Genomic DNA, 24,881 nt, shown 5'->3' with positions numbered 1-24,881 from the left:
GCGCGCGATGATGCCGTCGACGATCGCGCCCAGGCGGCTCTTGTCGGGAGCGGCGAGATAGCTGGCCGCGAGCTCATCGACATATTGCGGGCCGTAATCGGCCAGCACCTTGGCAAGCTGGGCGAGATCGGGATCGCTCTCGACCAGCCGGCGCCAGGCCTGCCGGTCATAGGGCGCGTCACCGTTCTTGTCGGGCCAGGCCACCCGGCGCGGCTGGCGCTGCGGTCCGGTGTCCTGGTCAGTGTCTCGGCCAGTGTCTTGGCCGGCGACCGGGTCGAGGGTCGGCGGCTGTAGCCCGGCACCGAGGCGCGGTGGGGTAAATCCCCCAGCCCCGGCCGGCACGGCATCATCACCGAGGCGTCGGCGGCGCTCGGCGACCTGCAGCGAGATCAGGCCGATGCCCATGAGCAGGAAGCCGATCGCAGCCCACGAAATCGTGGCGCACAGCAGCCCGCCGATCAGCAGCAATACCCAGCCAGTCAGTCGCAAAGTGCACCTTTCCCCATGCCCGATCGGACGTCCCGATCCGGGCCTAGCAGACAAGATGGGCTATCTTATGCCGACTTTCGGAAAAACGGCCAGCTACGCGCCGCCCGTCAACACCTTAACACCGCCGAACGCGGTGACCTGGCCGCGGCGCAGCATCACGATCTGGGTGGCGAGCTGGCGAAGCTCGGCCGCGTCGTGGCTGACATAGACCATCGGGACGCCGGCCTCGTCGCGCAGCCGCACCAGATAGGGCAGGATCTCGAGCTTGCGGCTCTCGTCGAGCGCGCCCAGCGGCTCATCCAGCAGCAACAGCCGCGGCTTGGACAAGAGGGCGCGGCCGAGCGCGACGCGCTGGCGCTCGCCGCCGGAGAGCTTTCCGGGGCGCCGGTCGAGCAGGGTGCCGATGTCGAGCAGATCGACGACGCGCTTGTGTTGCGCAGGATCCTCCGTGAGCCCGTTCATCCGGCGGCCGTAATCGAGGTTCTGCCTGATATCGAGATGCGGAAACAGCCGCGCGTCCTGGAAGACGTAGCCAATGCGCCGCCGGTAGGTCGGGACATGGATGCCGGCTGCGGTATCATCGACCGTCTCGCCGTCGATCACGATGGTGCCGCGATCAGGACGCACCAGGCCTGCGACGGTGTTGATCAGCGACGTCTTGCCGGAGCCGGACGCGCCGAACAGGCCGGTGACGCGGCCCTCGCTGGTGAACGACGCCGCGAGCGAGAACTCGCCGAGCTGCTTGGTGATGTCGACGCGCAGCATCGCTATTGTCCGTGCAGGCGCGCCGTGGCGCGGCGCGCAAACACTTCAGCCGCGACCAGTGCGCCAACCGCGAGCACGATCGAGATGATCACGAGCCGCGCCGCGGCGGTGTCGCCGTCAGGCGTCTGGATCAGCGAATAGATCGCCGATGAAATGGTCTGGGTCTCGCCGGGGATGTTGGAGACGAAGGTGATGGTCGCGCCGAACTCGCCGATCGCCTTGGCAAAGCCGAGCACCATGCCGGCCAGCACGCCCGGCAGCGCGAGCGGCAGCGTCACCGTTGCGAACACCCGCCAGGGCGCGGCGCCGAGCGTCTCGGCGGCCTGCTCGAGGCGGCGGTCGACCGCCTCGATCGAGAGCCGGATCGGGCGCACCAGAAGCGGAAACGACATCACGCCGCAAGCGAGTGCAGCGCCGGTCCAGCGGAACGCGAAGACGATGCCGAGATGATCGGCCAGCCAGCCGCCGACCAGTCCGCGCTTGCCGAAGGTCAGCAGCAGCAGATAGCCGGTGACGACGGGCGGCAGCACCAGCGGCAGATGCACGGCGGCATCAAGCAGCGACTTGCCCCAGAAATCGCGCCGCGCCAGCAGCCAGGCGAGCGCTACCCCGAACGGGGTCGCCACCAGCGTTGCGATGACAGCGACCCGCAGCGACAGCAGGATCGCCGTCCATTCGGTCGGCGAGATCTCAAACACTAGTGTCTATTCCCGAAGTTCGTATGCAAGTGCGGCTCCTCAGTTACGAACTTCGGGAACAGACACCAGTAAGAGTCAATAGGCCAGTGCCGCTGGTCGATTTGACGTCCCTCACGATGCGCGCGGCAATCGCTGGAGGAACGTCAAATCGGCGGCGCTGGGCTCAGGTCGTCGGGCTGATCAGGAACTTGAAGCCGTACTTCTCGAGGATCGTCTTCGCCGCGGACGAGCGCAGGAAGGCGAGATAGTCAGCGGTCTCGGGCTTGGCGGTCGTGGTCGCCGCAACCGGGTAGATGATCGCGGGATGGGTGTCGGCCGGGAAGGTGCCGATGATCTTCACGCCCGGCTCGACCTTGGCGTCGGTCGAATAGACGATGCCGAGCACGGCTTCGCCGCGCGCCACCAGCGTCAGTGCCGCGCGCACGCTTTCCGCCATCGCGAATTTCGGCTCCGCGGCCTGCCAGGCGCCGAGCTTCTCGAGCGCGGCCTTGGCGTATTTGCCGACCGGCACCGCCTTGACGTCGCCGGTGGCGATCTTGCCGTCGCCGGCGAGCTTGGCGAGATCGAAGCCGGGTCCGATGCTGACATTGCCGATCATGGAATCCTTCGGCGCGATCAGCACGATCGAATTGCCGAGCAGGTTCACCCGCGTCGCTTCATTGATGTTCTTCTGCTTGATCGCATAGTCCATCCAGTCGGTGTCGGCGGAGACGAACACGTCGGCCGGGGCGCCCTGTTCGATCTGCTTTGCCAATGCCGAGCTCGCGGCATAGCTGGCGCTGATCTTGACGCCGGCCTTGGCGGTGTAGGCCGCATCGATCTCGTCGAGCGCGTTCTTCATCGAGGCGGCAGCAAAGATGGTGAGCGTCTTGTCTTCGGCGCTTGCGGGCGAATGGATCGCACCGAGCAGGATGACGAAGGCAGTGAAAAGTCCGGCAAGTCGTGACATGGAAAGCGCTCCGTGCGAGCTCGCGCACGAACAGGCGCGCGCAAACCAGGCGTTGGGGGTTCTGGGCGCGACGGACGGAAGCGCTGTTCCGCTGGTCCCCGAAGGACTTACGGTCCTCGGGGATATCGCACTGCAAACATAGCAGGCTGGGGCTTACGGTAAAGGCGACCGTTTGTCTGACCGGTCGTGTTATTCGTCCGACGGCTGGATCGCGATCGACAGCGAATTCTCTTTTGAGCCGCTGACCTGCAGCACGAAGGGGCTGGCAGTGAGGTCATATTTCATGGTCTTGCGGATACCGTCGCAGTCGGTCGCGCCGCTGAAGGCCTTCGGCTTCAGGAAATGCCCGTCCTGCACCAGGTCGACCCAGGCGCCGGCCGACAGGCTGACGGTATAGAGCCCGGCCTTCGGTGCGGCCTTGAAGCTGGTGAAGCCGGCGAAGGTGCCATCCTTCGGTGCGCGCTCCGGCGGGCTCGGCAGTTTGGCCTCGCCGGGCGCGACCAGCGCCAGCGTGATGGCGGTCGGCGGCAGTGCGGCCTGTTCGCTGCCCGAGGCAAGCTTGGCGCGATCGGGCGCGGTGAGCGCGGCGCGCGCGCGGTCGATCGACAATTTGAATTTGTCGCAGCCGCTCGGCTCTTCCGCCGCGAAGGCGGGAACTGAGGCAAGCAGGAGCGATGCGGCGAGGAGCGATTTGCGCATGACTGGTCCAATGCAAAATGTGACGGATGAAAGAGATCAGCGGCCCCGATCCATCGCTCGAACACGCTTACGGCGCGACGACGCGCAATCATAACGCAGTTCGAGCCGGCCGGAAAAGTCGCCTGACAAGGATGTTATTGCTCTGAATATTACTGCTTGGCGTCGGCTGCGTTCAGCACCGTCTTGCAGGCCGCCGGCATCTGCGCCAGCGTCATCGGCGGGCGCGGTTTCGGCGGCTTCGGCGGAGGCTTCGGATGCAGCACCGAGTCCTTGAACCAGAAGGCGAGATCGGACGGCTTGCAGCCTTCGCCCTCCGTCTGCGGTTTCTGTCCCTCGCATGCCGGGCTGCCGGACGGACACCGCATGCGGATGTGGAAGTGGTAGTCGTGGCCCCACCACGGCCGGATCTTTGACAGCCAGCCGCGGTCGCCCTTGGCCTCGCGGCACAGCGCCCTCTTGATCGCGGGATTGACGAAGACGCGCTGCACCGCAGGCTCGCGCGCCGCGTCGCGGAGGACCAGCACATGGGCCGGCGTGAACACGCGCGGATCGATATCGAGCCGGTCGTCACGCACCATCATCACCGCCGACATCTCCTCGCGGTCCTCGCGCGACAATTTGCGATCGGGCATCGGCGTCAGCCAGATGTCGGCGTCGAGCCCGATCTGGTGGCTGGCATGACCCGAGAGCGCGGGGCCGCCGCGCGGCTGGCCGATATCGCCGACCAGGATGCCGGGCCAGCCGGCGTCCCTGTGTGCGTTAGCCGCAAGCCGCTTCAGGAGCGCGATCATGTCGGGGTGACCCCAATAGCGGTTGCGCGACAGGCGCATCACCTGCCAGGTGTCGCCGTTCAACGGCATCTGCGCGGCGCCGGCAAGACAGCCCTTGGTGTAGCCGCCGATCGATTGGGTCGGCAGCGCCGCCGGCAGCACCTTGCGGGCGAACAGATGCTTCGCCCCGATCTTTGGATCGCTGGGGTTAGCGAGCGGCGGCAATGGCTGCGGATTGAGCGAGCCCTTGTCCTGCGCATGCGCGGAGATGCTGCAGGCGAGGAGGGTCGAGATCAGGAGCGGGATCAGACGCAGGCGGGGTGTCATTCGGATCACTCTGTCTGCGCAAGGCTAACATGGATTCGAAGCAGGCCAACCGCGCTTTCATCCCATTTGCTTGATCGCCCACAAGGCGGATCAAGATTACTCGCGGCTTGCCAGCTCGCATGTGATCCACGCCACTTTACAAGCGCGCAGCAGGCGACATCATGCGCGCAATCATTTCAGGCAGGCGTTGTGATGACAAGCGTATGTTGCGTACGGCTGGCGTTTGCCGCCGCGATTGCCGCGTCGACATTGGCGCTCTCTCCGGCGAAAGCCGACATCGTCGTCCACATCGATAAATCATCGCAGCGCATGGCGGTGAGCGTCGACGGCGCGACGCGCTATAACTGGCTGGTGTCGACCGGGCGCCGCGGCTACGGCACGCCGAACGGCGTGTTCCGTCCGCAGATGATGGCGCGCCGCTGGTACTCGCGGAAATACTACAACTCGCCGATGCCGTACTCGATCTTCTTCCACGGCGGCTTTGCCATCCACGGCACCAACGAACTCACGCGTCTCGGCGGACCGGCCTCGCATGGTTGCGTGCGCCTGAACCCCTCGCACGCCGCACAGCTCTACGGGCTGGTCGAGCGCAATGGCCGCGGCGGCACGCGGATCGAGATCACCAACTAAAGCGTTTTCGAGCGAAGTGGACACCGGTTCGCGTGAAGAAAACGCGTCAAAACAAGAATCTAGAGCCTCGGTTCTGATTCAATCAGAACCGAAGCTCTAGCTCCGCCGCTCGCGCGCAAACGGGCGGTGCCTTAACCCTGTGATAACCCTGTCACACGCTGGCAAACATTAATGCGCTTGCAGCTTTTTCGGCGCATTCACTGTGCAGGCGGACGTTGGTTTACCCTTCCTTCACCACGCTCCGGCGCTTCCACGCTGCAAATCTGCGCGCAGCGACGCTTGCGCAGCGCCGGCCCCTCGCATCCGGCGTGAGCTCGCCTGCAAAGCGGGCAGGTACGGTTTTCTCAGGCAGCGCAGCTATTCGCCGAGAGATACCAATTTTTCAGACACTTATCGCAGAAATGTCGCCGAACTGGAATGCGCGTGGGGCGTGCGATACCGATGATGCGGCCGAAAAAGATCAAGAAGCCGAAGCAGGCCAAACTGTCCGGTCCTCAGGGCCGCCGGCCCAGACCGATGCCGAAGATGTCCGGCAGTTCGCGCCGGACCGCCGTCGAGATCGGCGAACTGGTACGCCAGCGCGCGCAGGCCGATGCCGCGATCGCCGAGGCCCGCAAGTCCAATGCGCGGCTGCGTGAGGCGATCGACATCCTGCCGCAAGGCATCGTGTTCCTGGACCCCGAAGGCCGCTACACCCTCTGGAACAAGAAATACTCGGAAATCTACAAGCGTAGTTCCGACCTGTTCGAGCAAGGCGCGCGCCTGGAAGACACCATCCGCGTCGGCGTCGCGCGAGGCGACTATCCCGAGGCCGCCGGGCGCGAGGAAGAGTGGATCGCCGAGCGGCTCGAGAAGATGTACCAGCCGGGTGAGCGGCACGAGCAGGTCCTGGCCGATGGCCGCGTGGTGTTGATCGAGGAGCGGCTGACCGCGGACGGCGGCATCGTCGGCTTGCGCGTCGACATCACCGAACTGAAACAGCGCGAGGCGTCGTTCCGCCTGCTGTTCGACGGCAATCCGGTGCCGATGATCCTGTGCGCGCTCGACGGCGAAAAGATCCTCGCGGTCAACGACGCCGCGATCGCGCACTATGGTTATGTTCGTGCCGAATTCGAGAAGATGACGATCAAGAGCCTGCAGGCGTTCGATGCCGAGCTGCCCTGGGCCGCCGGCCGCAGCAGCGACGAGCAGGCGGCGCGGACCTGGAAGCATGTGCGCGCGGACGGCACGCTGATCGACCTGGCGATCTATTCGCGCCAGCTGATGCATGGCGACCAGCCGGCGATGCTGCTCGCGCTGATGGACATCACCGAACGCAAGCGCGCCGAGGCGCGGCTGGCCTTCATGGCCCAGCACGACAGCCTGACCGGCCTGCCGAACCGCAATCTGCTTCGCCAGCAGATGGAAGACATGCTGCAGCACACCCGCCGCTCGACCGACAAGGTCGCGGTGCTGATGCTCGGGCTCGACAATTTCAAGGCGGTCAACGACACGCTCGGCCACGGCATCGGCGACAAGCTGTTGCGCGGGGTCGCCAAGCGGCTGCGCTCGACGCTGCGCGAGGAAGACGCGCTGGCCCGGCTCAACTCCGATGAGTTCACCATCGTGCAGGGCGGCGTGATGCGGCCCGAGGACGCGGTGCTGCTGGCGCGGCGGATCCTGGATGCGATCGGCGAGCCCTATCTGCTCGATGGCCATTCGGTGGTGGTCGGCGCCAGCATCGGGATCGCGATGTCGCCCGGCGACGGCGAGGATTCCGAGAAGCTCTTGAAGAGCGCGGACATGGCGCTGTCGCGCGCCAAGAGCGAATTCCGCGGCACCTTCTCCTTCTTCGAAGCCGAGATGGACGCGCGTGCGCAGAGCCGCCGCAAGATCGAGATCGATCTGCGCGATGCGATCCAGAATGAGGGCCTGCGGCCCTATTACCAGCCGCTGGTCGATCTCACCAGCGGACGCATCACCGGCTTCGAGGCGCTGGTGCGTTGGCCGCATCCGGAGCGCGGCATGATCTCGCCCGGCGAGTTCATCCCGGTGGCCGAGGAGACCGGCTTGATCAATCCGCTGGGGGCGCTGATGCTGCATCGCGCCTGCAGGGACGCGGCGCAATGGCCCGACGACGTCCGCGTCGCGGTCAATTTGTCGCCGCTGCAATTCCGCACCGGCAATCTGTTGGCGCTGATCACCGACGCGTTGCGGCAGTCCGGCCTGCCGGCGCGGCGGCTCGAGCTCGAAATCACCGAGACGCTGCTGCTCGAGAAGAGCAGCCAGGTGCTGGCGACGCTGCATGCGCTGCGCGCGCTCGGGGTGCGGATGTCGATGGACGATTTCGGCACCGGCTATTCGAGCCTGAGCTACCTGCGCAGCTTTCCGTTCGACAAGATCAAGATCGACCAGTCGTTCGTGCGCGACCTCGGCGCGAACCCGGACGCGCAGGCGATCGTGCGTTCGATCGTCAGCCTCGGCGTGGGGCTCGGCGTCACCATCACCGCGGAGGGCGTCGAGACCGAGGCGGAGCTGAGCTGCCTGCGCGCCGAGGGCTGCCACGAGGGCCAGGGCTTTCTGTTCAGCCGCGCACGGCCGAACGCCGAGGTTATCAGCCTCTTGAAGGCGCAGCGCGTCGCGACGGCGGCGTAGCGAAGCCTTGAGCGAGAAATGTTATCTCGAATCGAACGTCGCGCTCCGCTTACCTCGCCCCGCGTGCGGGGAGAGGTCGGAACGCATCGTTAGATGCGTTCCGGGTGAGGGGGAGCCTCCGCAAACACAGCTGTCACCGTTTGCGCGGAGACGGTCCCTCACCCCAACCCTCTCCCCGTAAGAACGGGGAGAGGGAGGTGCCGCCGTCGCCATCACGCCCTACGTCGCTTTCTTCTTCAGATGATAGGTCAGCGCCAGCGCCACGCAGTGGCGCAGCGCGGACTCCGGAAGCTTGGCCGCGACATCGAGCAGGATCGCGCGGTTGCCGCTGTAGCTGAGCTCGGGATAGAGCTCGCGGAAGGTCTCGACCAGATTGGTCTGGCAGTGGAAGTAGACCGCGACCTGGTCGGCGGCGGGCTTCACCTGATCGATCCGGACCGTGCTGCCGCTGCCGGTCTCCGGCGTAAGGTAGCTCGGCTGCCCCCATTTCAGCGTCTCTTCCAGCGCGCCGACGCCCCTGGTTGCCTTCGCGGTCTCGAAGATCAGTCGCCGCAGCGCCAGCAGCTTGGCCTTGACGGCGGCAGGGTAGGCGTCAAACAGCGCGTCTTCCGCTTTCGGCTGCGGGGGGCGTACAGCCTTGCTGGTCGATATTGCCGGCTTGCGCATGGAGGGCTCCGCGAGGACGACGTATCGCGCCAATCTACCATAGCGCCTTCAACGACACATAGCCCGCCGCTCAGGCCGCGTTGCGCAGGCCGGCGAGGAACGTATCGACGCTGTGCGACAGCGCGGAGGCGTGATCGCCGAGCTCGCTGGACGTATCCAGCACATTGCCGGTGAGGGCGCGGGACTGGCCGGCGGCTTCGCTGGCGCCCGCGATATTGGCGGAGACCTCGACGGTGCCGGAGGACGCCTGCTGCACGCTGCGGGCGATCTCCCGCGTCGCCGAGTCCTGCTGCTCGACGGCGGCCGCGATGGCGGTGGCGATGCCCGAGATCTCGCGGATGGTGCCGCTGATGTCGCCGATCGCGCTGACGCAATTGCCGGTGGCGGACTGGATCGCGCCGACCTGGCCGGCGATCTCCTCGGTCGCCTTCGCGGTCTGGCTCGCCAGCCCCTTTACTTCGGCGGCGACCACGGCGAAGCCGCGGCCGGCCTCGCCGGCGCGCGCCGCCTCGATGGTGGCGTTGAGCGCCAGCAGATTGGTCTGGCTCGCGATCGCGCTGATCAGGCGCAGCACGTCGCCGATCTTCTCGGCGGATGCGGCGAGGCTCGTCACCATCTCCGTGGTCTCCATCGCCTTGGCCACGGCATTGTCGGCGACGCGGCTGGAATGGGTGACCTGGCGGCCGATCTCGGTGATCGAGGAGGCCAGCTCTTCGGTGGCGGCTGCGACCGCATTGACGCTGGCCGACGCCTCCTCGGATGCGGCGGCGGCCGCCGCGGTCCGTTCCGAGGCGCCGTTGACGCTGGTGGTGATCTCGTTGGCGACGCCTTGCATGGCGCTCGACGACCGCGCGACGGCGGCGACCATGCCCTTGACATCGGATTCGAAGCGGTCGGCCATCTGCCGCTGCAGCGCCTGCTTGTCGGCCGCGGCCTTCACCTTGTCGGCCTCCTGTGCATCGCGCAGCGAAGAGGTTTCGAGCATGCCGCGGCGGAACACGTCGACCGCCTTCGCCATCGTGCCGAGCTCGTCGCGGCGCTCGCTGCCTGATATCGTGACGCTGGTGTCGCCGCTGGACAGGCGGTTCATGACCGCGGTGATCGCGGTGAGCGGCCGTGACAAGCCGCGGCCGAGCAGGAACGCGAGCAGCACGGCCGCGGCCAGGATCGCGACGGTGCCGAAGATCAGATTGCGTTGCGCGCTCGCCGCGGCGGCTTCATAGTCGCTGGTGTCCTTGATGATCTCGAGCACGGCGACCGGTTCGCCGGCATAGTTTTTGATCTGCCCGAGATAGAGCTCCACCGCATGGCCGTCGAGAACAGCGTCGCGCAGCAGCGCTGCGCCGTTCATCACGCCCTTGAGCTCGTCCTGGGTCGCGACCACGGTGTCGCCGAAGGTCGAGGACAGCCGCCTGAAGGTCTTGCCGTCGAAGGAATGCACGGCGAGGTCGATGCCGAAGCGCTTCTTGGCACGGTCGACGAATTCCTTGCCGAAGGCGGCGCCGACGTCGACATTGGCAATGCTCTTGCCTTCGCGGACGATCGGGGTCATGCCGAAGATGCCGAGTGCCTCGCGGCCAGGCTCGACGCCGACGATCGACCGGCCGCTCCTTATTGCCTCGACCACGGTCGTGCGGCGTCCGGATACGTCGTCGCCAAAGACCTTGGGCGCGTGCACCCGATAGAACGACAGCGCCGGCGGTGTCTGGAACGTAATCAGCGGGATACCCTGCGCGATCAGTGCCTTGTTGGCATCCCCGAGCAGCGCCGCTAGGGCGTCGCGATCGTTCCTGACGATCGCGTCGCCGACCGGCGGCAGCGCCGCAATGGCGGAGCTGACGGCTAACGCCGCGCGGCCCTCGTACTCGATCGCTGCAATCACGCTGTCATATTGCAGCTTGAGCTGCTGATCGAGCGCGAGCCGCGTCAGCGTGCGCTGCTGGCTGATGGAGAAGCCGCCGAGGATGGCGCAGGCGACTGCAACGGTCAGTGAAATCGCCAGAATCAGGCGGGCGGCAATCGATCGAAGCTTGAACATGGGGCCAGTGGAACTCCAGGCATTAGCGCCTGCCGGAAAGTCTCAGAAAAAGCTTAACAACCGGATGTTGTTGCCGCCGAAAATTCGTGCCGCGACCGTTGCCGGCGGTGCGACTTTCGTGCTGTCCAGCTAAAGCGCGACGAGATTGGGTTGGATCAGTCGGACCGCCGACTCGCTTCGCTTCTCCCGCTTGCGGGGGAGGCCGACGCGCGGAGTGCGTCGGGCGGGGGCTCCCTCCACAATGGGATTCGCGGCGATACCCCACCCAGCCCTCCCCCGCAAGCGGGAGAGGGAGCGCAGCGTGCTCGCGGTCGTTTAGGCGTGCACTCACAAACGGCAGCGGTCCGATGTCCGCTGCCGGAGAACAAGCGGACATCACGAAGCCACGTTGAAATCGGTCGAGAATGACCCAAGGCGGACTTGGTCCATCGACGAAAGACACGCTACCGATGCTGCCCTTCCCAGAATCTGATCATCTCTTGTCGTTCATCTTCGGCAAACTCCACAGCTAGCCTGCCGAGCGTGGGCTGCCCTTTGGCAATTGCAATAACCGCTAAGATACTTGCGACGAGAGTGGGATCTACTGCAGCTTCGAGTTCGCGAACGCCCTGCCGGCTTAGCGACTGCACGGCAGCCTCATATTGGTCGCGCATTTTGGCGGGGAGCCTTGGATTGCCAGGATTCAGACGGGCACCCTCAATGATGGCGACAAACGCGTAGGTGTTCCAGTCCGCTCTCTCGCGAGAGGCATAAATACGCACTAAGTGTGGGACGGCCGCATAAGATGCCTCGCCAACGTCACCTTGGTGGAAGAGTTCGCTCCAAAGCTCATCCCAAGCGGCTTTAGCATTTTTGCCACTTTCGAGGGCGAGCAACGCATCGCGAGGATCGTAGGGGACACGATAGCCGCCGTGCATGGTCAGCCATTCTGGACGATCTAAATCCATTTGAACTCACTCTGCCGTCTCTTTGATGAATTTGACACCCATAGCATGAACCTCCGCAAGGCAAGCGTCCTTCCGCTTCTGATGCTGTGGACGGCTCCTCCACTGGCACGAGAATGCCAAGGAGTGGGCGTCGTTAGAGGCTCCCACGATTCGGAGGAGCAAGCTATGCGGTCAATTTCGACAATCGGTCTGGATATCGCGAAGTCGGTCTTTCAAGTGCATGGCGTTGATGCAGCCGGCCAGGTGGTCATACGCCGTCGGTTGAGGCGCCAGCACGTCCTGGCATTTTTCCAGAAGCTGCCGCCATGCCTGGTCGGGATCGAGGCTTGCGCGTCATCCCATCATTGGTCCCGCGAGCTGCAGGCGTTGGGGCATGCGGTGCGGTTGATGCCTCCGGCCTACGTGAAGCCGTACGTCAAGCGACAGAAGAACGACAGCACGGACGCGGAGGCGATTTGCGAGGCGGTTACGAGGCCCAACATGCGGTTCGTGCCAACCAAGACGGTCGAGCAACAGAGCTGTCTGATGCTTCACCGGGCGCGCCATCTCTTCATCCGCCAGCAGACTGCCGTGATCAATTCAATCCGTGCCTATCTTACCGAGTTCGGGATTGTCGCACCTGTCGGACGCAGGGGTGTCGAGCAATTGCTGGAAGTCGTCGCCGATCCAGCTGACCGCCGGCTCCCCGAGGTAGCCCGTGCTTGTCTTGCGGCTCTCGGCAGCCAGTTGCGCGCCCTGAAGGCCCAAATCCTGGAGTTCGACCGACGCATCATCGCCTGGCATCGATCAGATGCGACGAGCCAACGGCTGGACGCGATCCCCGGCGTCGGGCCGGCGCTGGCAACGGCGCTGGTCGCCAGCATTGCCGATCCCAACGCCTTCCGATCGGGACGGGACTTCTCGGCCTGGGTCGGGCTCGTGCCGAAGCAGAACTCGAGCGGGGGTAAGGACAAGCTTGGCAGTATTAGCAAACAAGGCGATCGCTATTTGCGCAGCCTGTTCACGGCCGGCGCGCTCGCCGTGATCCGCTATGCCAAAATCCATGGCACAGGCCATCGGCCCTGGCTCACGGGACTGCTGGCGCGTCGACCGACCAAGGTTGCTGCGATCGCGCTCGCCAACAAACTTGCCAGGATGGCATGGGCGATGATGGCCAGGAATGAACGCTACAAGGAACCCGCCGCTCTTACGGCGTGAACGAGATCACAGCCGGTCATTCGGGTGTGACGTAACGGTTGGAAGGGCGAACAGCACTAATGCAGCGCCGGTCGATCCGGCGATCAGGACAACCCACTTGGGCCACAGCATCTTAGAATGCGTGCTTTTGACCGGGACCTGATCCGCGGAGGGCATTATGGCCAGCGGTCACGTGAACCGCGCTAACAGGCCGAACACATGGCTGCTCCGACCAACGCTGCAAGTGAAGATTCTCCTTGCCAACCCGGAGCCGTCCACACATGGCCCATAGCGACGGTCTGAATGACCTTCGAGAACGTCGGCTCTCCGAAGTGAGCCGGAAGTCTCTGGGTTCGGTCGCGATCGACCGCTTTGACTCAAAGCGGACTTCCTTCTCGATGCAGCTAGCCGCAATCAGTCCCTCGCGGTTTGAGTGTGAATAAGCCTCGAACATTGACCCCTCTATCGTTGGTGGGATCAATTCTTTAACGCGTAGATCGGCCTTGAGACCCCGCGCCGATCACCGTAGAGTTGAAGGCCTGCAAACCAGCGACGAGTTGCGAGCTCAGCGTAGGGAAATAGGGCCGCTATGTCGGGCCAAGTGCTGAGGCGATTTGCTTGTCTTCACGCACGTAGTTGATGGCCCCTTGAATAGGTGACATCGTCATGAGCATGGGTTTTGACCGCAAACCGCAGGTACGCCGGACGACGCCGCCGTCGGAAAGTGTCGTTGCGAGCTGGTACGAGAACGCCAGTTTACTCGATAGCTATAGCATCGACTTGAGTGCGTCGGAACAGTCGAGCATGCGCGAGCTGGCGACGCGGACACTCGTCAATCCACCCGCGTGGCAGAAGGCGTTGATCGCGCTGCGCGACGCCATGGTTACGCCCTTTGGCATCAAAACCTCCGATACGGTCAGGACGTCCCCGGACAGCCATGAACGGGTGGACTTCTTCCCGGTGTACTGGGAGGGCAAGGACGAAATCGTGCTCGGTACGGATGACCGACACCTGGACTTCCGGCTATCTCTGCTCCGACGCCACTCTCCAACAGGCACGTTGCTCATCGCGACAACCGTCGTGCATACCCACAATGCCTTGGGCTTCACCTATCTCAACGCGATCAGGCCTTTTCATCACCTCGTGGTCAGGGCCAACCTGGCACGCTGTGCACAAACACAACTGCAGTAGAGCTGCATGGCGGATTGATGAGTGCACGCCCTGGCCAGTACAGAGCGAGACTTCCTGTTTCTTGGTTCACAGGCCGATGGGAGCTGAGCCTGCCTCACTTGGCTGCTAGGCTCTTGATCCGGATGAACGCGCTGTCAGCGCCACTCTCATGGATGAACACACGACCCTACGAGCACGCATCTATGCTGCCTGGATTGACTTGCTCCGACAAAACCGAGGCGCTGAAGAACGTCCCGACCAATATTATGCGCTGAGCGTCGAGAACGTCCGAGGCCAGGGAGAGGAGTTCGAGCTGCACATTACGTTTCGCGCCGGCCGAACGTGTTGCTGCTGCGAACCCAATTGCCACACCGGCGTCTTCGCCGGGAAACGGTGGCGGCAACTGCGAGCGGCCCTTGCCGTCCATGGCGTCGAGCCTCAAGAGCCACTCGTGTTGCGGATTTGCGCTCGGCTAGAAGCAGGCTCGCGACTGCACTACGGTAAGAGCGATGAGCCCGAGTCCGAGATGTATGATCAAGGCCCCTGGACGTTGATGGTCCGCGAGCAATTCCCCGTCATTTGCGAATGATCCTCGAACCGACGCGCGACCGCTAGGACTGCGTATGGCCCACCGCGTCAGTTGGCGCAGTGCAGCGACATCGCCGAAGTTGAGGGAAGACCGGACGTAGCTGGCCGACTGCAAAAACGACGCGATTGACCCCAAGCCGACATGGCGCTTCCGACATGGGGCCTTAGATGGAAAGAGCTTTTTGGCCCGTCTTCCGGTTCGCGCTTGGTTGGAGTAGTGTGGATCGCAACATTGGTACCAGGGCTACGCGTGTCGAAGGCGATTGCCATCTTGGGCTCTGCTCTATTCTTCGTCGTCGCGCCCTTGGTGCTGGCGGGGCTCGTCCCATGGTGGATCACACATTGGGAGTTCCGGCCGGCTTTCTTCGGCTTTGAACTGACCCGCGCCATCGGACCTATGTTGATCATTGCCGGAGTGCCCGGAGTTGTAGATTCGTTCGCGCGGTTTGCACTGCAGGGGCTGGGAACGCCAGCCCCGATCGCGCCGACACAGAAGCTGGTGATCACGGGTCTCTATCGCCACGTACGAAATCCGATTTACGTCGGGGTCGCTGCCGTCATTTTTGGTCAAGCACTTTTATTCGGCGATTGGCGCCTCCTCTGGTATGCCGCGCTGCTCTGGCTCTTTTTCCACGTCTTCGTCTTGGTGTACGAAGAACCAACGCTCAAGCAGACATTTGGCGCGCAGTACGAGGACTTTCGGGCCAATGTCCCGCGCTGGGTTCCACGGCTGACCCCCTGGCGAGTCCCGTAACGCGAGCATCATGACGATGGGCACTGCCTTCGCTAAGGTCCAAGCGCGCCTCTCCTCCCTGATCAGGTGCAGCAGCTGCGGCGACGCCATGCACGGCTACCGAAAGGCAAGACAACGAGGTTGCCGTCGACCAGAGCTTGCTTGCCACAAAGTCAGCGACTTCAATGACAGTCATGGCAGTCGCCAACATCGTCGTTTAGCTGCGCAACTTCCGCAATCGACTCAAAACCGACATGCCGTGGTCACCCGGCGATATCAGGTTTTAGGGGGTAGAGCCGACATGGCGGATTGATGAGTGCAGGGCCTGGTTCAATCTGACTTCATCGCGCGGTCGGCGGCGCGGAGAGATTGCCCGCCAGGATCGCCTTGCCGGCATCTTCATACTGCGTGTCGCGGGCCTGGATCTGCTGCGCGATCGCATGCATGTCGCGAAACCGGCGCTCGAACGGGTTCTTCGCAAACACCGCGGTTGCCCCCGACATGTGATAGGCGGTGTCGACCACGGCGGCCGACTGGTGGATGGTCCAGGTCGAGGCGATGCGGATCGCGATGCGATGCGCCTCGCTGATCGGATCGCCGCGGGCGAGATCGCTCCAGACCTCGTTCGCCGTCGCATACAGATAGGCCCGCGCGGCGCGCAGGCTCGCCTCGGTGCGGCCGATCTGGCCCTGCACGGCGCAGTTGTCGCGCATCGCCTTGAGGCCTTGCGGGGTCTTAGCCCGAGCAAGCCCGGTCGCCGCATCCAGCATCGCGCGCGCGACGCCGAGCGAGGTGGCGGCGAAGCCCATGCTGAACACCATGTTGGTGGAGAGCTTGTAGAGCGGCCCCGGCTCCCGGCACGCGGCGGGGTCGTCGCGCAGCGCGGCGAATGCCTCAGGGATGAAAAGGTTGTCGACCGAATAGGAATCGGTGCCGGTGCCCTTCAGGCCGATCACGTCCCAGACGTCGTACATCACAGCCTGCGACATCGGAAACAGGATGGTGCGGATCTCCGGCGAGCCGTCGGCCTTCTTGCGCGGCGAGCCGTCGGCTTCGACGACGCGGACATGGGCGCCGAGCCAGCTCGCCTGCCGCGAGCCCGAGGCGAAATCCCAGCGCGCACTGGCGCGGTAGCCGCCGGGCTCGGCACGCACCTCATGGGCGATCGCGCCCCAGGCCAGAATGCCGGGCGCGGTGTTGAAGATCGCGTTGGCGGCGTCGGGGTCGAGATAGGCCGCGGTCATGGCGCAGACGCTGCATTGGCCGAGGCACCAGGCGGTCGATGCGTCGGCCTTGGCGATCTCCTCCTGCATCTGCATGAACGCGTCCAGCGTCGCCTCGGCGCCGCCGAAGCGCATCGGCAGCAGCGCGCGATACAGCCCGTTCTCGACGAGGGCCGCGGTGACGGAAGGCGTCAGCCGCCGCGTCCGTTCGATCTCGTCGGCCTCGCTGATGATCAGCGGCGCCAGCGCGCGCGCCCGCTCGACAAGGTCGAATCCCTGCGGCTTGTTCATGCGTGTCCTCGGCGCCCCTTCTGACGTTCTTGTTGGGCGGGTCGAGCGATGGTGGCCCATCCGGCAAAGGAGGGCAAGGCGGCGCGGCACCGGCGCAGATCAGCTATCCATCGCGGCCGCGCGCGCGATCGACGCACGCATCCGCGCTCAGGCGGCGGCGCGGCCGAGATCGAGCGACGGCTGGCGCTTGGTGGAGAAACTCAGCGCCACGGCGACCGCGGCAAGACCGATCGCGAACGAACCGGCGTGCAGCCACGTGTAGCCATGGAACGTGTCGAACACGTAGCCGCCGGCCCACGGCCCGAGCGCCATGCCGAGGCTCGCGAAGGCCGACACGGCGCCGAACACCGTGCCCATGATCCGCGCGCCGAAGAACTCGCGCACCAGCACGGCGTAGAGCGGCATCACGCCGCCATAGGCGAGCCCGAACACCACCGACAGCGCGTAGAACTCGCCGAGCTGTGCCACCGCAAGATAAGTCGCGATCGACAGCGCCTGCACCAGCAGGCCGCCGACCAGGACCGGCTTGGCGCCGAGCCGATCGGCCAGCACGCCGAGCAGCAGCCGTCCGCCGAGCCCGGAGAAGCCGGCGAGGCTGTAGACCGTGACCGCGGTGAGCGGCGCGATGCCGCACACCATGGCGTAGGACACCATGTGGAAGATCGGGCCCGAATGCGCCGCGCAGCAGGCGAAATGGGCCAGTGCGAGCGTGATGAATTGCGGCGTGCGCAGCGCCTGCGCCACGGTCCATTCCGCTTGCGGCGCATTGCCAGCCGTTGGGATCGCGACGGGCGTTCCCTGCGGCGCCGGACGCACCAGGAACGACGCGGGGATCAAGAGCGCCCATGCGGCGATGCCGATCACGAGCATCGCAAAGCGCCAGTCATAGGCCGTGATCAGCCAGCTTGCGGACGGCGCAACCGTCACCGGCGATACACCCATGCCTGCCGACACCAGTGCGACGGCAAGGCTGCGATGCTTGTCGATCCAGGCGCTCGCAAGCGCCATCATCGGCGCATAGAAGCTGCCGGCGGCGATCCCGATCAGCACGCCGAAGCAGAGCTGGAATTGCCACAGGCTCTGCGCCCGGCTTGCCGTCACGAGGCCAAGCCCGAGCAGCAGGCTGCCCGCGAGCACCACGATGCGGGTGCCGAAGCGGTCGGACAGCGTGCCCCAGGCGAACGCCGCAAAACCCATGCAGAGGAAATCCAGCGTCGCCGCCGCCGATACGCCGGCGCGCGACCAGCCCATCGTATCCGAGATCGGCTGCAGGAATACCGCGAGCGACAGCATGGTGCCGAAGCCGACGCAGGTCATCAGCGCGCCCGCGCCGACGACCACCCAGCCATAATCGAACCGCGCGGCCTTGCTCATGCGTTTCCCCTGCGCTGTTGTTTGTTGTGGTGCGCGCAGGGAGGATGGTGGCCTATCTGAGGTCCGGGGGCAATATGACGGGCAACATGCCTCTCATTCCGGGATCAGCGGATCGTGCGTTGCATGCGCAAGATGTCGCAGCGACGCGCGGCTAGCCGCAATTCCAGGCCCGCCCGATCGGCGTCCAGCTCCAGCACGGGCCGTAGCTGCCACCATTGTAGCGCCCGCCGCCATGGAAGCCGGGCCGGCCGAAATAGTGCCAATCCCCGCCATACCAATATTCCGGCGAGTAGTCCGGGTAGCCGCGGGCGGCGCCGCGCGGACCGAGCACCGGAATGGTTTCGTTGGGCGGCTGCCGGTAGCCGGGCAGGAAGCCATAGCCGTGCCAGCGGGCGGTCTGCCGCTTCTTCGAGGAAGCGGCCGCGCTCAGGTCCGGCTGCAGCAAGGCGAGGATGACGATCGAAAGAGACAGGATGCGCAACATGATCGAAGCTTAGTCGGGCCGCCGCGTCGTGGCGATTCAAATCATGGTGCGTTTTGTTGCTGGGACAAGAATGGGCAACAAGTGGGCCAGCGGCAGCGCGTCAGCTGTCCGCCTCCGGCTACTTTGCATGGGGTTGTTTTCGAGATTTTCACCCAGAGCGGGGCTGGCGTGCCTGTCGTCAAGCCGACGGCAGTTCGAGACGATGCCTCAGCTATCCACCTTGAGCGCGGCGATGAAGGCTTCCTGCGGGATGTCGACCTTGCCGAACTGCCGCATCTTCTTCTTGCCTTCCTTCTGCTTCTCCAGAAGCTTGCGCTTGCGCGTGATGTCGCCGCCGTAGCACTTCGCGGTGACGTCCTTGCGCAGTGCGCGCACGGTTTCGCGCGCGATCACCTTGCCGCCGATCGCCGCCTGGATCGGGATCTGGAACATGTGCGGCGGGATCAGCTCCTTCATCTTCTCGACCATGGCGCGGCCCCGGCCCTCGGCGCGGGTCCGATGCACCAGCATCGACAGCGCGTCGACCGGCTCGGCGTTGACCAGGATCTGCATCTTGACCAGATCGGCCGGCTTGTAATCGGTCAGATGATAGTCGAACGAGGCATAGCCCTTGGAGACCGACTTCAGGCGATCGTAGAAATCGAACACCACCTCGTTGAGCGGCAGGTCGTATTTCACCATCGCGCGGGAGCCGACATAGGTGAGCTCCTTCTGCGCGCCGCGGCGGTCCTGGCACAGCTTCAGCACGCTGCCGAGATATTCGTCGGGGGTGAGGATGGTAGCCTCGATCCACGGCTCCTCGATCTCGGCGATCTTGACCACGTCGGGCATGTCGACCGGGTTGTGGATCTCGAGCTCGGTGCCGTCGGTCAGCTTCATCTTGTAGATGACGCTCGGCGCGGTCGCGATCAAATTGAGGTCGAACTCGCGCGACAGCCGCTCCTGGATGATCTCCAGATGCAACAGCCCGAGGAAGCCGCAGCGGAAGCCGAAGCCGAGCGCAGCGGAGGTTTCCATCTCGAACGAGAAGCTGGCGTCGTTCAGCCTGAGCTTGCCCATCGCCGCGCGCAGCGTCTCGAAATCGTCGGCATCGACCGGGAACAGGCCGCAGAACACCACCGGGATCGCCGGCTTGAAGCCGGGCAGCATCTCGGTGACCGGCTTCCTGTCGTCGGTGATGGTGTCGCCGACGCGGGTGTCGGCGACTTCCTTGATCGCCGCGGTGATGAAGCCGATCTCGCCGGGGCCGAGCTCCTCGACCTGCTGCATCTTCGGCGTGAAGAAGCCGACGCGCTCGATGTCATAGGCAGCGCCGGTGCCCATCATGCGGATGCGGCTGCCCTTCCTCATCACGCCGTCGACGACGCGGATCAGGACGACCACGCCGAGATAGACGTCGTACCAGCTGTCGACCAGCAGCGCCTTCAAGGTCGCGTCGCGGTCGCCCTTCGGCGGCGGCAGGCGGGTGACGACCGCCTCCAGCACGTCGGGGACGCCGAGGCCGGTCTTGGCCGAGATCATCACGGCGTCGGAGGCGTCGATGCCGATCACGTCCTCGATCTGCTGCTTGACCTTCTCGGGCTCGGCCGCGGGCAGATCGACCTTGTTCAGGACCGGCACGATCTCGTGACCGGCGTCGAGCGCATGGTAGACGTTGGCGAGCGTCTGCGCCTCGACGCCCTGGCTGGCGTCGACCACCAGCAGGGAACCCTCGCAGGCCGCCAGCGACCGCGAGACCTCGTAGGCGAAGTCGACGTGGCCCGGCGTGTCCATCAGATTGAAGATGTAATCCTTGCCGTCCTTGGCGCGGTAGTTCAGCCGGACGGTCTGCGCCTTGATGGTGATGCCGCGCTCGCGCTCGATATCCATCGAATCGAGCACCTGCTCCTTGCCCGCCATTTCGCGATCCGACAGGCCGCCCGTCATCTGGATCAGGCGGTCGGCAAGGGTCGATTTGCCATGGTCGATATGGGCGACGATGGAGAAGTTGCGGATGTTCGAAATCGGGGCAGTTGTCATGGGGCGCGGGATAGCATCCGCACCCCCGCGCGGGCAACCATATTGCGGTATTTTGCAGGGGTGTGACGGCGAATCACGGCCGTGTTTCAGTCAGATCCGCCATGATCGATTTTAGGGCAGGTTTCTGCTAGATGTTTCGGCCCAAAACCTCGGACCTGACGATGCGCTGGACCCTTCTCGCCGCCGGATTGCTCGCCGTGTTGTTCGCAGCGCCCGCGGCCGCCGACAAGCGTGTCGCGCTGGTGGTCGGCAATTCGACCTATCAGAACGTGTCGCGGCTGCAGAATCCGAAGGACGATGCGCAGCTCGTGGCCGACACGCTGCAGCGGCTGGGCTTTGCACTGGTCGGCGGGCAGGCCCAGGTCGATCTGGACAAGGCCGGTTTCGATGCCGCGATCCAGCGCTTCGGCAGCCAGCTGATGGGCGCCGACGTGGCGCTGTTCTATTACGCCGGCCACGGCATCCAGGTGCGCGGAACGAATTATCTGGTGCCGGTCTCGGCGAATCCTGTGCGCGAGGCCGATGTCGATTTCCAGATGGTCGATGTCGGCCTGGTGCTGCGGCAGATGGAAGGCGCAGGCACGCGGCTCAACATCGTCATCCTGGACGCCTGCCGGAACAATCCGTTCGGCGGGCGTGGCTTGCGCGCCGCCGACGGCGGCCTTGCCCAGATCCGCGCGCCGGAGGGCACGCTGTTGTCCTACGCGACCCAGCCGGGCAACGTCGCGCTCGACGGCGATGACGGCCACAGCCCCTACACGCGCGCCCTCGTCGACACCATGCAGAAGCCCGGGCTTGACGTGCTGCAGGCGTTCAATCAGGTCGGCCTCGTCGTCAAGCGCGCGACCGGCAGCGCGCAACAGCCCTGGGTCTCCACCTCGCCGATCGACGGCTCGTTCTATTTTGCCGGCAACACGCCGGCTCAGGTCGCGACCGCCGATCCGCCGGCGACGGTGATCCCGCCGCAGCAAAGTCTGCCGCCGCAAAACGTGCCGCCATCGGCGCCGCCGGCGGTGCGCACGCAATCGGACTTCATCATTGCGGATTCCGACAGCCGCCTGCTGTCGGAGAGCGATCTCAGGCTGCTCAGCAAGGACGATCTGCGGATCGCGCGCAATGAAATCTTCGCGCGGCGCGGGCGCTACTTCAACGCGCCGGACCTGACCGCGCGATTCAGCAAGTTCGCTTGGTACGTGCCCCGCTCATGGGATCCGCCGCTCAATGCGATCGAGAGCGCGAATGTCGCGCTGATCGACCGTTTCGAATCCGGTGGCGGTGCTGCGCCGAGCGGTTTCATCTTCCCGGATTCCGACCGGCGTCTGCTGACCCCTGCCGATCTGCGGCGGCTGTCGCGGGACGAGCTGCGGATCGCGCGCAACGAGATCTTCGCCCGCAGGGGACGCTATTTCGATTCCGCCGATCTCAAGGCGTATTTCGCGCGCTTCCCCTGGTATGCGCCGAACAGCTGGAATCCGAAGCTGAACGCGATCGAGGAGGCCAATGTCGCGCTGATCGATCAGGCCGGAAAGCACTGAATGGCCGCGCGCGGCACGGCCTGCATCGTTGCCTTGCTGGCGCTGCTGCCGCCGCTCGCGCACGCTCAGAGCAAAAGCGAATTGCTCGACCGCCTGGTGCGCGCCTATCCCGATGCGCTCTCCACCCATGACGACACCACGATCACCTGGCGCGACGGCACGGTGATGCCGGTCGACGACGGCGTCTCCGGCAAGCCGTTCGATCAGATGCTGCGCAATGCCTCGATCCTCGACCAGATGCGGCAGCCTTATCCGTCCGGGCCATCGGCGCCGCCGGCCCCGAATGTCGATCCCGGCCGTTTCCGCAACGAGGCCTTCTTCAAGAAGATGTATGGCGACTGCAACACGGCGGAGGTCAGGCGGAACCTGGTGACGATCACCTGGCTACCGCGATCCTGGGGCAAGCCGGTTCAGGTCACGCGGGTCAACGGCGTCGCCGACCGTCTCAAGCAGGTCTCCGCCGAGATCGACGCGCTCGATCCGGCGCTGCGCGCCGCGGCCTTTCCGATCGCGGGTGTGCTATCTTGTCGCGCCGTCGCCGATACCGGGCGGATGAGCATGCACGGCTATGCGGCTGCGATCGACCTTAACCTGAAGGTCTCGGATTACTGGCTGTGGGCGGGTAAGGGCAACACCATCCCCTACAAGAACCGGATGCCGCGCGAGATCGTCGACATCTTCGAGCGCCACGGCTTCATCTGGGGCGGCAAGTGGTACCACTACGATACCATGCATTTCGAGTACCGGCCGGAGCTTCTCGCAAAGTGAACCGGCCGGTTGGAGGCGTTCTCACGCCAAGCTGATTACACTGGCCACAAAAACGCGCTAAAGCGCGATGAAATGCTGGTGAGCAATCACTCATCGCCCCTTCCGCTTCCATTCGGCATGATCCTTCCGGGAAACCGCTTTCCACGTTTCCGGGTCATGCCTCAGGCACAGGCCATGTCGACCGCCACCACTCTCCCTGCCGCAAGGCGCACCACCCGCAGACTGACGATCCGGCGGATCGCCGCCTGGATTGCCTCGCGCGCCGTCGATCCCAGGACCAGCCTGTGGTTCGTGATCGGCTTCGCATTGGTTCACGCGGTGTTGTGGACGCTGATCCTGGTCAAGCTCAAGGCTGCGCAGGACGTCCATATGGATGTCGCGGAGGCTTATGCCTGGGGCCAGCGCTTCCTGCTCGGCTATGGCAAGCATCCGCCGCTGTCGGGCTGGATTGCAGGGGTCTGGTTCAGGATCTTTCCCGTTACCAACTGGTCGACCTACGCGCTCGCGATGGCAACGGTCAGCTTCGCGCTGGTGGTGTGCTGGCTGATCGCGCTGCGCGTCGTCGATCGCCGCCGTGCGTTTTTCATGGTGGTGATGCTCGCGCTCTACCCGATCTTCAATTTCAAGGGCTTCAAATACAACGCCGACCTCGCGCAGCTGGTGCCGTTGCCGCTGTTGGTGCTGGCCTATCTGAACGCGTTCGAGAAGCGCAGCTTCAAATCGGGGCTCTGGCTCGGCTTTGCCGGCATGCTGGCGCTGATGACCAAATACTGGGTGGTGACGATGATCGGCGCCGTCGGCCTTGCCGCGCTGATTCATCCGCAGCGGATGCAATTCCTGCGCTCGCCGGCGCCATGGGTTGCGATCGGCACGATGATCGTGACGATGATCCCGCATCTGGTGTGGCTGGAGGAGGTGAACTTCGTGCCGTTCACCTATGCCGGCGACGTCTACGCGCTGTCGAGCCGCGAGCTCAACGTCCAGCTCGTGATCGGCTACATCGTGCACAATCTCGGTCTGCTCGCGATACCGACCGTGCTGGGCCTTGTGGCGCTGCTGCTGGGGTCGGTGCCATGGCGGCCGTCGGACGTGCTGGCGCGGATCTGGTCGCGTGGACCCAATCCGGCCGTCAATCTTCCGCAGGCGCTCAACATCTGGATCATCCAGCTGATCGTCGCGATCGGGCCGCCGCTCGGCGCACTGGCATTCACCGTCTACATCAAGACCGATTGGGGCATCCCGCTGTTCTTCCTGGTGCCGCTTGCACTGGTTGCGATTCCCTCGCTGCGATTCCCGCGCATGGCGCTGTTCTCGATCACAGCGGTGTGGTTCGTGGCCACGATCGTCACGCTGATCGCCGCGCCCAGCATCGCCACGCAGGAAATCGCGTCCAACCGTGTCGGCGGCTCGACCTACGCCGCGCGCTCTGAATTGGCGCGCGAGCTCACCCAGACCTGGCAGGACAGATTCCATTCGCGCTGGGCGGTGGTCGTCGCACGCTCCGACATCGGCGAGCCGATGACGTTCTACAGTCCGGATCATCCGGCCTCGCTCGTTCCGGGCGAAGCGTGGTCGTCGGGGCTGACGTCGCTCGACGAAGCCAAGCGTCTCGGCTTCATCGGCGTCTGCGACACCACCGATCCGGTGTTCCTGCAGCCATGCGAAGCATGGATGGCCGAGCATGCCAAGGATGCCGAGCCGCTGGTGATGAACACCATGCGCTTCTTCAACGGTCATCCCGGCCCGTCGACGGTGTGGAAGGTCTATCTGGTGCCGCCGGCGAAATAGCCATTTCCGGGCATCAGTGCCGTGCCGTTTCCGTCATCAGTGCCGCTCCCGTCATCCTGAGGTGCGAGCGGAGCGAGCCTCGAAGGATGAATCGGCCACCGGCGGGGCCGTGCATCCTTC

At 64.7% G+C, this 24,881-nt stretch carries 22 protein-coding genes; 8 read left to right on the top strand and 14 right to left on the bottom strand.

Annotation, left to right across the window (positions count from 1 at the left end; all coding sequences use genetic code 11):
- The 6 genes from H8B02_RS27885 to mepA form a co-directional block, all read right to left on the bottom strand.
- On the bottom strand, positions 1 to 489 hold a 489-nt coding region (locus tag H8B02_RS27885), incomplete at its 3' end, for a hypothetical protein (RefSeq protein WP_229169178.1).
- A gap of 93 nt (positions 490 to 582) precedes the next feature.
- Complete coding sequence (gene modC / locus H8B02_RS27880; protein ID WP_229169177.1) at positions 583 to 1,254, bottom strand: molybdenum ABC transporter ATP-binding protein; 672 nt, start codon at positions 1,252 to 1,254, stop codon at positions 583 to 585.
- Between the two features lie 2 nt (positions 1,255 to 1,256).
- The gene (modB, locus tag H8B02_RS27875) at positions 1,257 to 1,952 is read right to left on the bottom strand and encodes a molybdate ABC transporter permease subunit (protein WP_092122814.1); all 696 of its coding nucleotides are present in this window, start codon (positions 1,950 to 1,952) and stop codon (positions 1,257 to 1,259) included.
- Positions 1,953 to 2,115: 163 nt separating this feature from the next.
- Entirely contained in the window at positions 2,116 to 2,901 is a 786-nt protein-coding gene (modA, locus tag H8B02_RS27870; protein WP_229169176.1) for a molybdate ABC transporter substrate-binding protein, read from the bottom strand.
- Positions 2,902 to 3,090: 189 nt separating this feature from the next.
- Positions 3,091 to 3,600, bottom strand: coding sequence for a hypothetical protein (locus H8B02_RS27865; RefSeq protein WP_229169175.1), 510 nt, complete (start codon positions 3,598 to 3,600; stop codon positions 3,091 to 3,093).
- Between the two features lie 149 nt (positions 3,601 to 3,749).
- Positions 3,750 to 4,697: a penicillin-insensitive murein endopeptidase gene (gene mepA, locus H8B02_RS27860; protein ID WP_229169174.1), complete on the bottom strand. Its 948-nt coding sequence runs from the start codon at positions 4,695 to 4,697 to the stop codon at positions 3,750 to 3,752.
- Between the two features lie 192 nt (positions 4,698 to 4,889).
- Between mepA and H8B02_RS27855 the strand changes: the two genes are divergently transcribed.
- Both H8B02_RS27855 and H8B02_RS27850 read left to right on the top strand, forming a co-directional pair.
- Complete coding sequence (locus H8B02_RS27855) at positions 4,890 to 5,327, top strand: L,D-transpeptidase (RefSeq protein ID WP_376711717.1); 438 nt, start codon at positions 4,890 to 4,892, stop codon at positions 5,325 to 5,327.
- Positions 5,328 to 5,768: 441 nt separating this feature from the next.
- A complete protein-coding gene (locus tag H8B02_RS27850; RefSeq protein WP_229169173.1) occupies positions 5,769 to 7,961 on the top strand; it encodes a putative bifunctional diguanylate cyclase/phosphodiesterase in 2,193 nt (730 codons plus the stop codon).
- 219 nt (positions 7,962 to 8,180) lie between these two features.
- Here H8B02_RS27850 and H8B02_RS27845 read toward each other — a convergent pair whose 3' ends face one another.
- The 3 genes from H8B02_RS27845 to H8B02_RS27835 form a co-directional block, all read right to left on the bottom strand.
- Entirely contained in the window at positions 8,181 to 8,627 is a 447-nt protein-coding gene (locus H8B02_RS27845; protein ID WP_229169172.1) for a DUF1801 domain-containing protein, read from the bottom strand.
- Between the two features lie 70 nt (positions 8,628 to 8,697).
- Positions 8,698 to 10,665: a methyl-accepting chemotaxis protein gene (locus H8B02_RS27840; protein WP_229169171.1), complete on the bottom strand. Its 1,968-nt coding sequence runs from the start codon at positions 10,663 to 10,665 to the stop codon at positions 8,698 to 8,700.
- 443 nt (positions 10,666 to 11,108) lie between these two features.
- Positions 11,109 to 11,612: a hypothetical protein gene (locus H8B02_RS27835; RefSeq protein ID WP_229169170.1), complete on the bottom strand. Its 504-nt coding sequence runs from the start codon at positions 11,610 to 11,612 to the stop codon at positions 11,109 to 11,111.
- A gap of 165 nt (positions 11,613 to 11,777) precedes the next feature.
- Between H8B02_RS27835 and H8B02_RS27830 the strand changes: the two genes are divergently transcribed.
- Positions 11,778 to 12,809, top strand: a complete 1,032-nt coding sequence (locus tag H8B02_RS27830) for an IS110 family RNA-guided transposase (protein WP_229169179.1) — start codon at positions 11,778 to 11,780, stop codon at positions 12,807 to 12,809.
- Positions 12,810 to 13,454: 645 nt separating this feature from the next.
- Complete coding sequence (locus H8B02_RS27825; protein ID WP_229169169.1) at positions 13,455 to 13,979, top strand: DUF2867 domain-containing protein; 525 nt, start codon at positions 13,455 to 13,457, stop codon at positions 13,977 to 13,979.
- A 166-nt stretch (positions 13,980 to 14,145) separates the two neighbouring features.
- Here the strand turns inward: H8B02_RS27825 and H8B02_RS27820 are convergent, their stop codons facing one another.
- Positions 14,146 to 14,400 carry a hypothetical protein gene (locus H8B02_RS27820; protein WP_229169168.1) on the bottom strand — a complete coding sequence of 85 codons (255 nt, stop codon included), beginning with the start codon at positions 14,398 to 14,400 and terminating at the stop codon, positions 14,146 to 14,148.
- Positions 14,401 to 14,796: 396 nt separating this feature from the next.
- On the opposite strand from H8B02_RS27820, the gene H8B02_RS27815 reads away from it, so the two are divergent.
- Entirely contained in the window at positions 14,797 to 15,300 is a 504-nt protein-coding gene (locus H8B02_RS27815; protein WP_229169167.1) for a methyltransferase family protein, read from the top strand.
- Positions 15,301 to 15,620: 320 nt separating this feature from the next.
- On the opposite strand, the gene H8B02_RS27810 is transcribed toward H8B02_RS27815, so the two are convergent.
- The 4 genes from H8B02_RS27810 to lepA all read right to left on the bottom strand — a co-directional run bounded on the left by H8B02_RS27810 (position 15,621) and on the right by lepA (position 20,670).
- Positions 15,621 to 16,793: an acyl-CoA dehydrogenase family protein gene (locus tag H8B02_RS27810; protein ID WP_229169166.1), complete on the bottom strand. Its 1,173-nt coding sequence runs from the start codon at positions 16,791 to 16,793 to the stop codon at positions 15,621 to 15,623.
- A gap of 147 nt (positions 16,794 to 16,940) precedes the next feature.
- On the bottom strand, positions 16,941 to 18,167 hold the full coding sequence (locus H8B02_RS27805; protein ID WP_229169165.1) for an MFS transporter: 1,227 nt from the start codon (positions 18,165 to 18,167) through the stop codon (positions 16,941 to 16,943).
- Between the two features lie 151 nt (positions 18,168 to 18,318).
- Complete coding sequence (locus tag H8B02_RS27800) at positions 18,319 to 18,651, bottom strand: hypothetical protein (RefSeq protein WP_229169164.1); 333 nt, start codon at positions 18,649 to 18,651, stop codon at positions 18,319 to 18,321.
- 207 nt (positions 18,652 to 18,858) lie between these two features.
- Positions 18,859 to 20,670, bottom strand: a complete 1,812-nt coding sequence (gene lepA, locus H8B02_RS27795; protein ID WP_229169163.1) for a translation elongation factor 4 — start codon at positions 20,668 to 20,670, stop codon at positions 18,859 to 18,861.
- 161 nt (positions 20,671 to 20,831) lie between these two features.
- Here lepA and H8B02_RS27790 point away from each other — a divergent pair, with 161 nt between their 5' ends.
- The 3 genes from H8B02_RS27790 to H8B02_RS27780 all read left to right on the top strand — a co-directional run bounded on the left by H8B02_RS27790 (position 20,832) and on the right by H8B02_RS27780 (position 24,761).
- Positions 20,832 to 22,205, top strand: coding sequence for a YARHG domain-containing protein (locus H8B02_RS27790; RefSeq protein ID WP_229169162.1), 1,374 nt, complete (start codon positions 20,832 to 20,834; stop codon positions 22,203 to 22,205).
- Complete coding sequence (locus tag H8B02_RS27785) at positions 22,206 to 22,973, top strand: M15 family metallopeptidase (RefSeq protein WP_229169161.1); 768 nt, start codon at positions 22,206 to 22,208, stop codon at positions 22,971 to 22,973. It abuts the gene before it with no gap.
- Positions 22,974 to 23,147: 174 nt separating this feature from the next.
- A complete protein-coding gene (locus H8B02_RS27780) occupies positions 23,148 to 24,761 on the top strand; it encodes a glycosyltransferase family 39 protein (protein ID WP_229169160.1) in 1,614 nt (537 codons plus the stop codon).
- Positions 24,762 to 24,881: the final 120 nt, after the last annotated feature.

It is taken from the genome of Bradyrhizobium altum, assembly GCF_020889705.1.
Taxonomy (GTDB): Bacteria; Pseudomonadota; Alphaproteobacteria; order Rhizobiales; family Xanthobacteraceae; genus Bradyrhizobium; species Bradyrhizobium altum.
The sequence above is the reverse complement of the archived record's forward strand: the minus strand, read 5'-3'. Positions and strand labels throughout refer to the sequence as shown.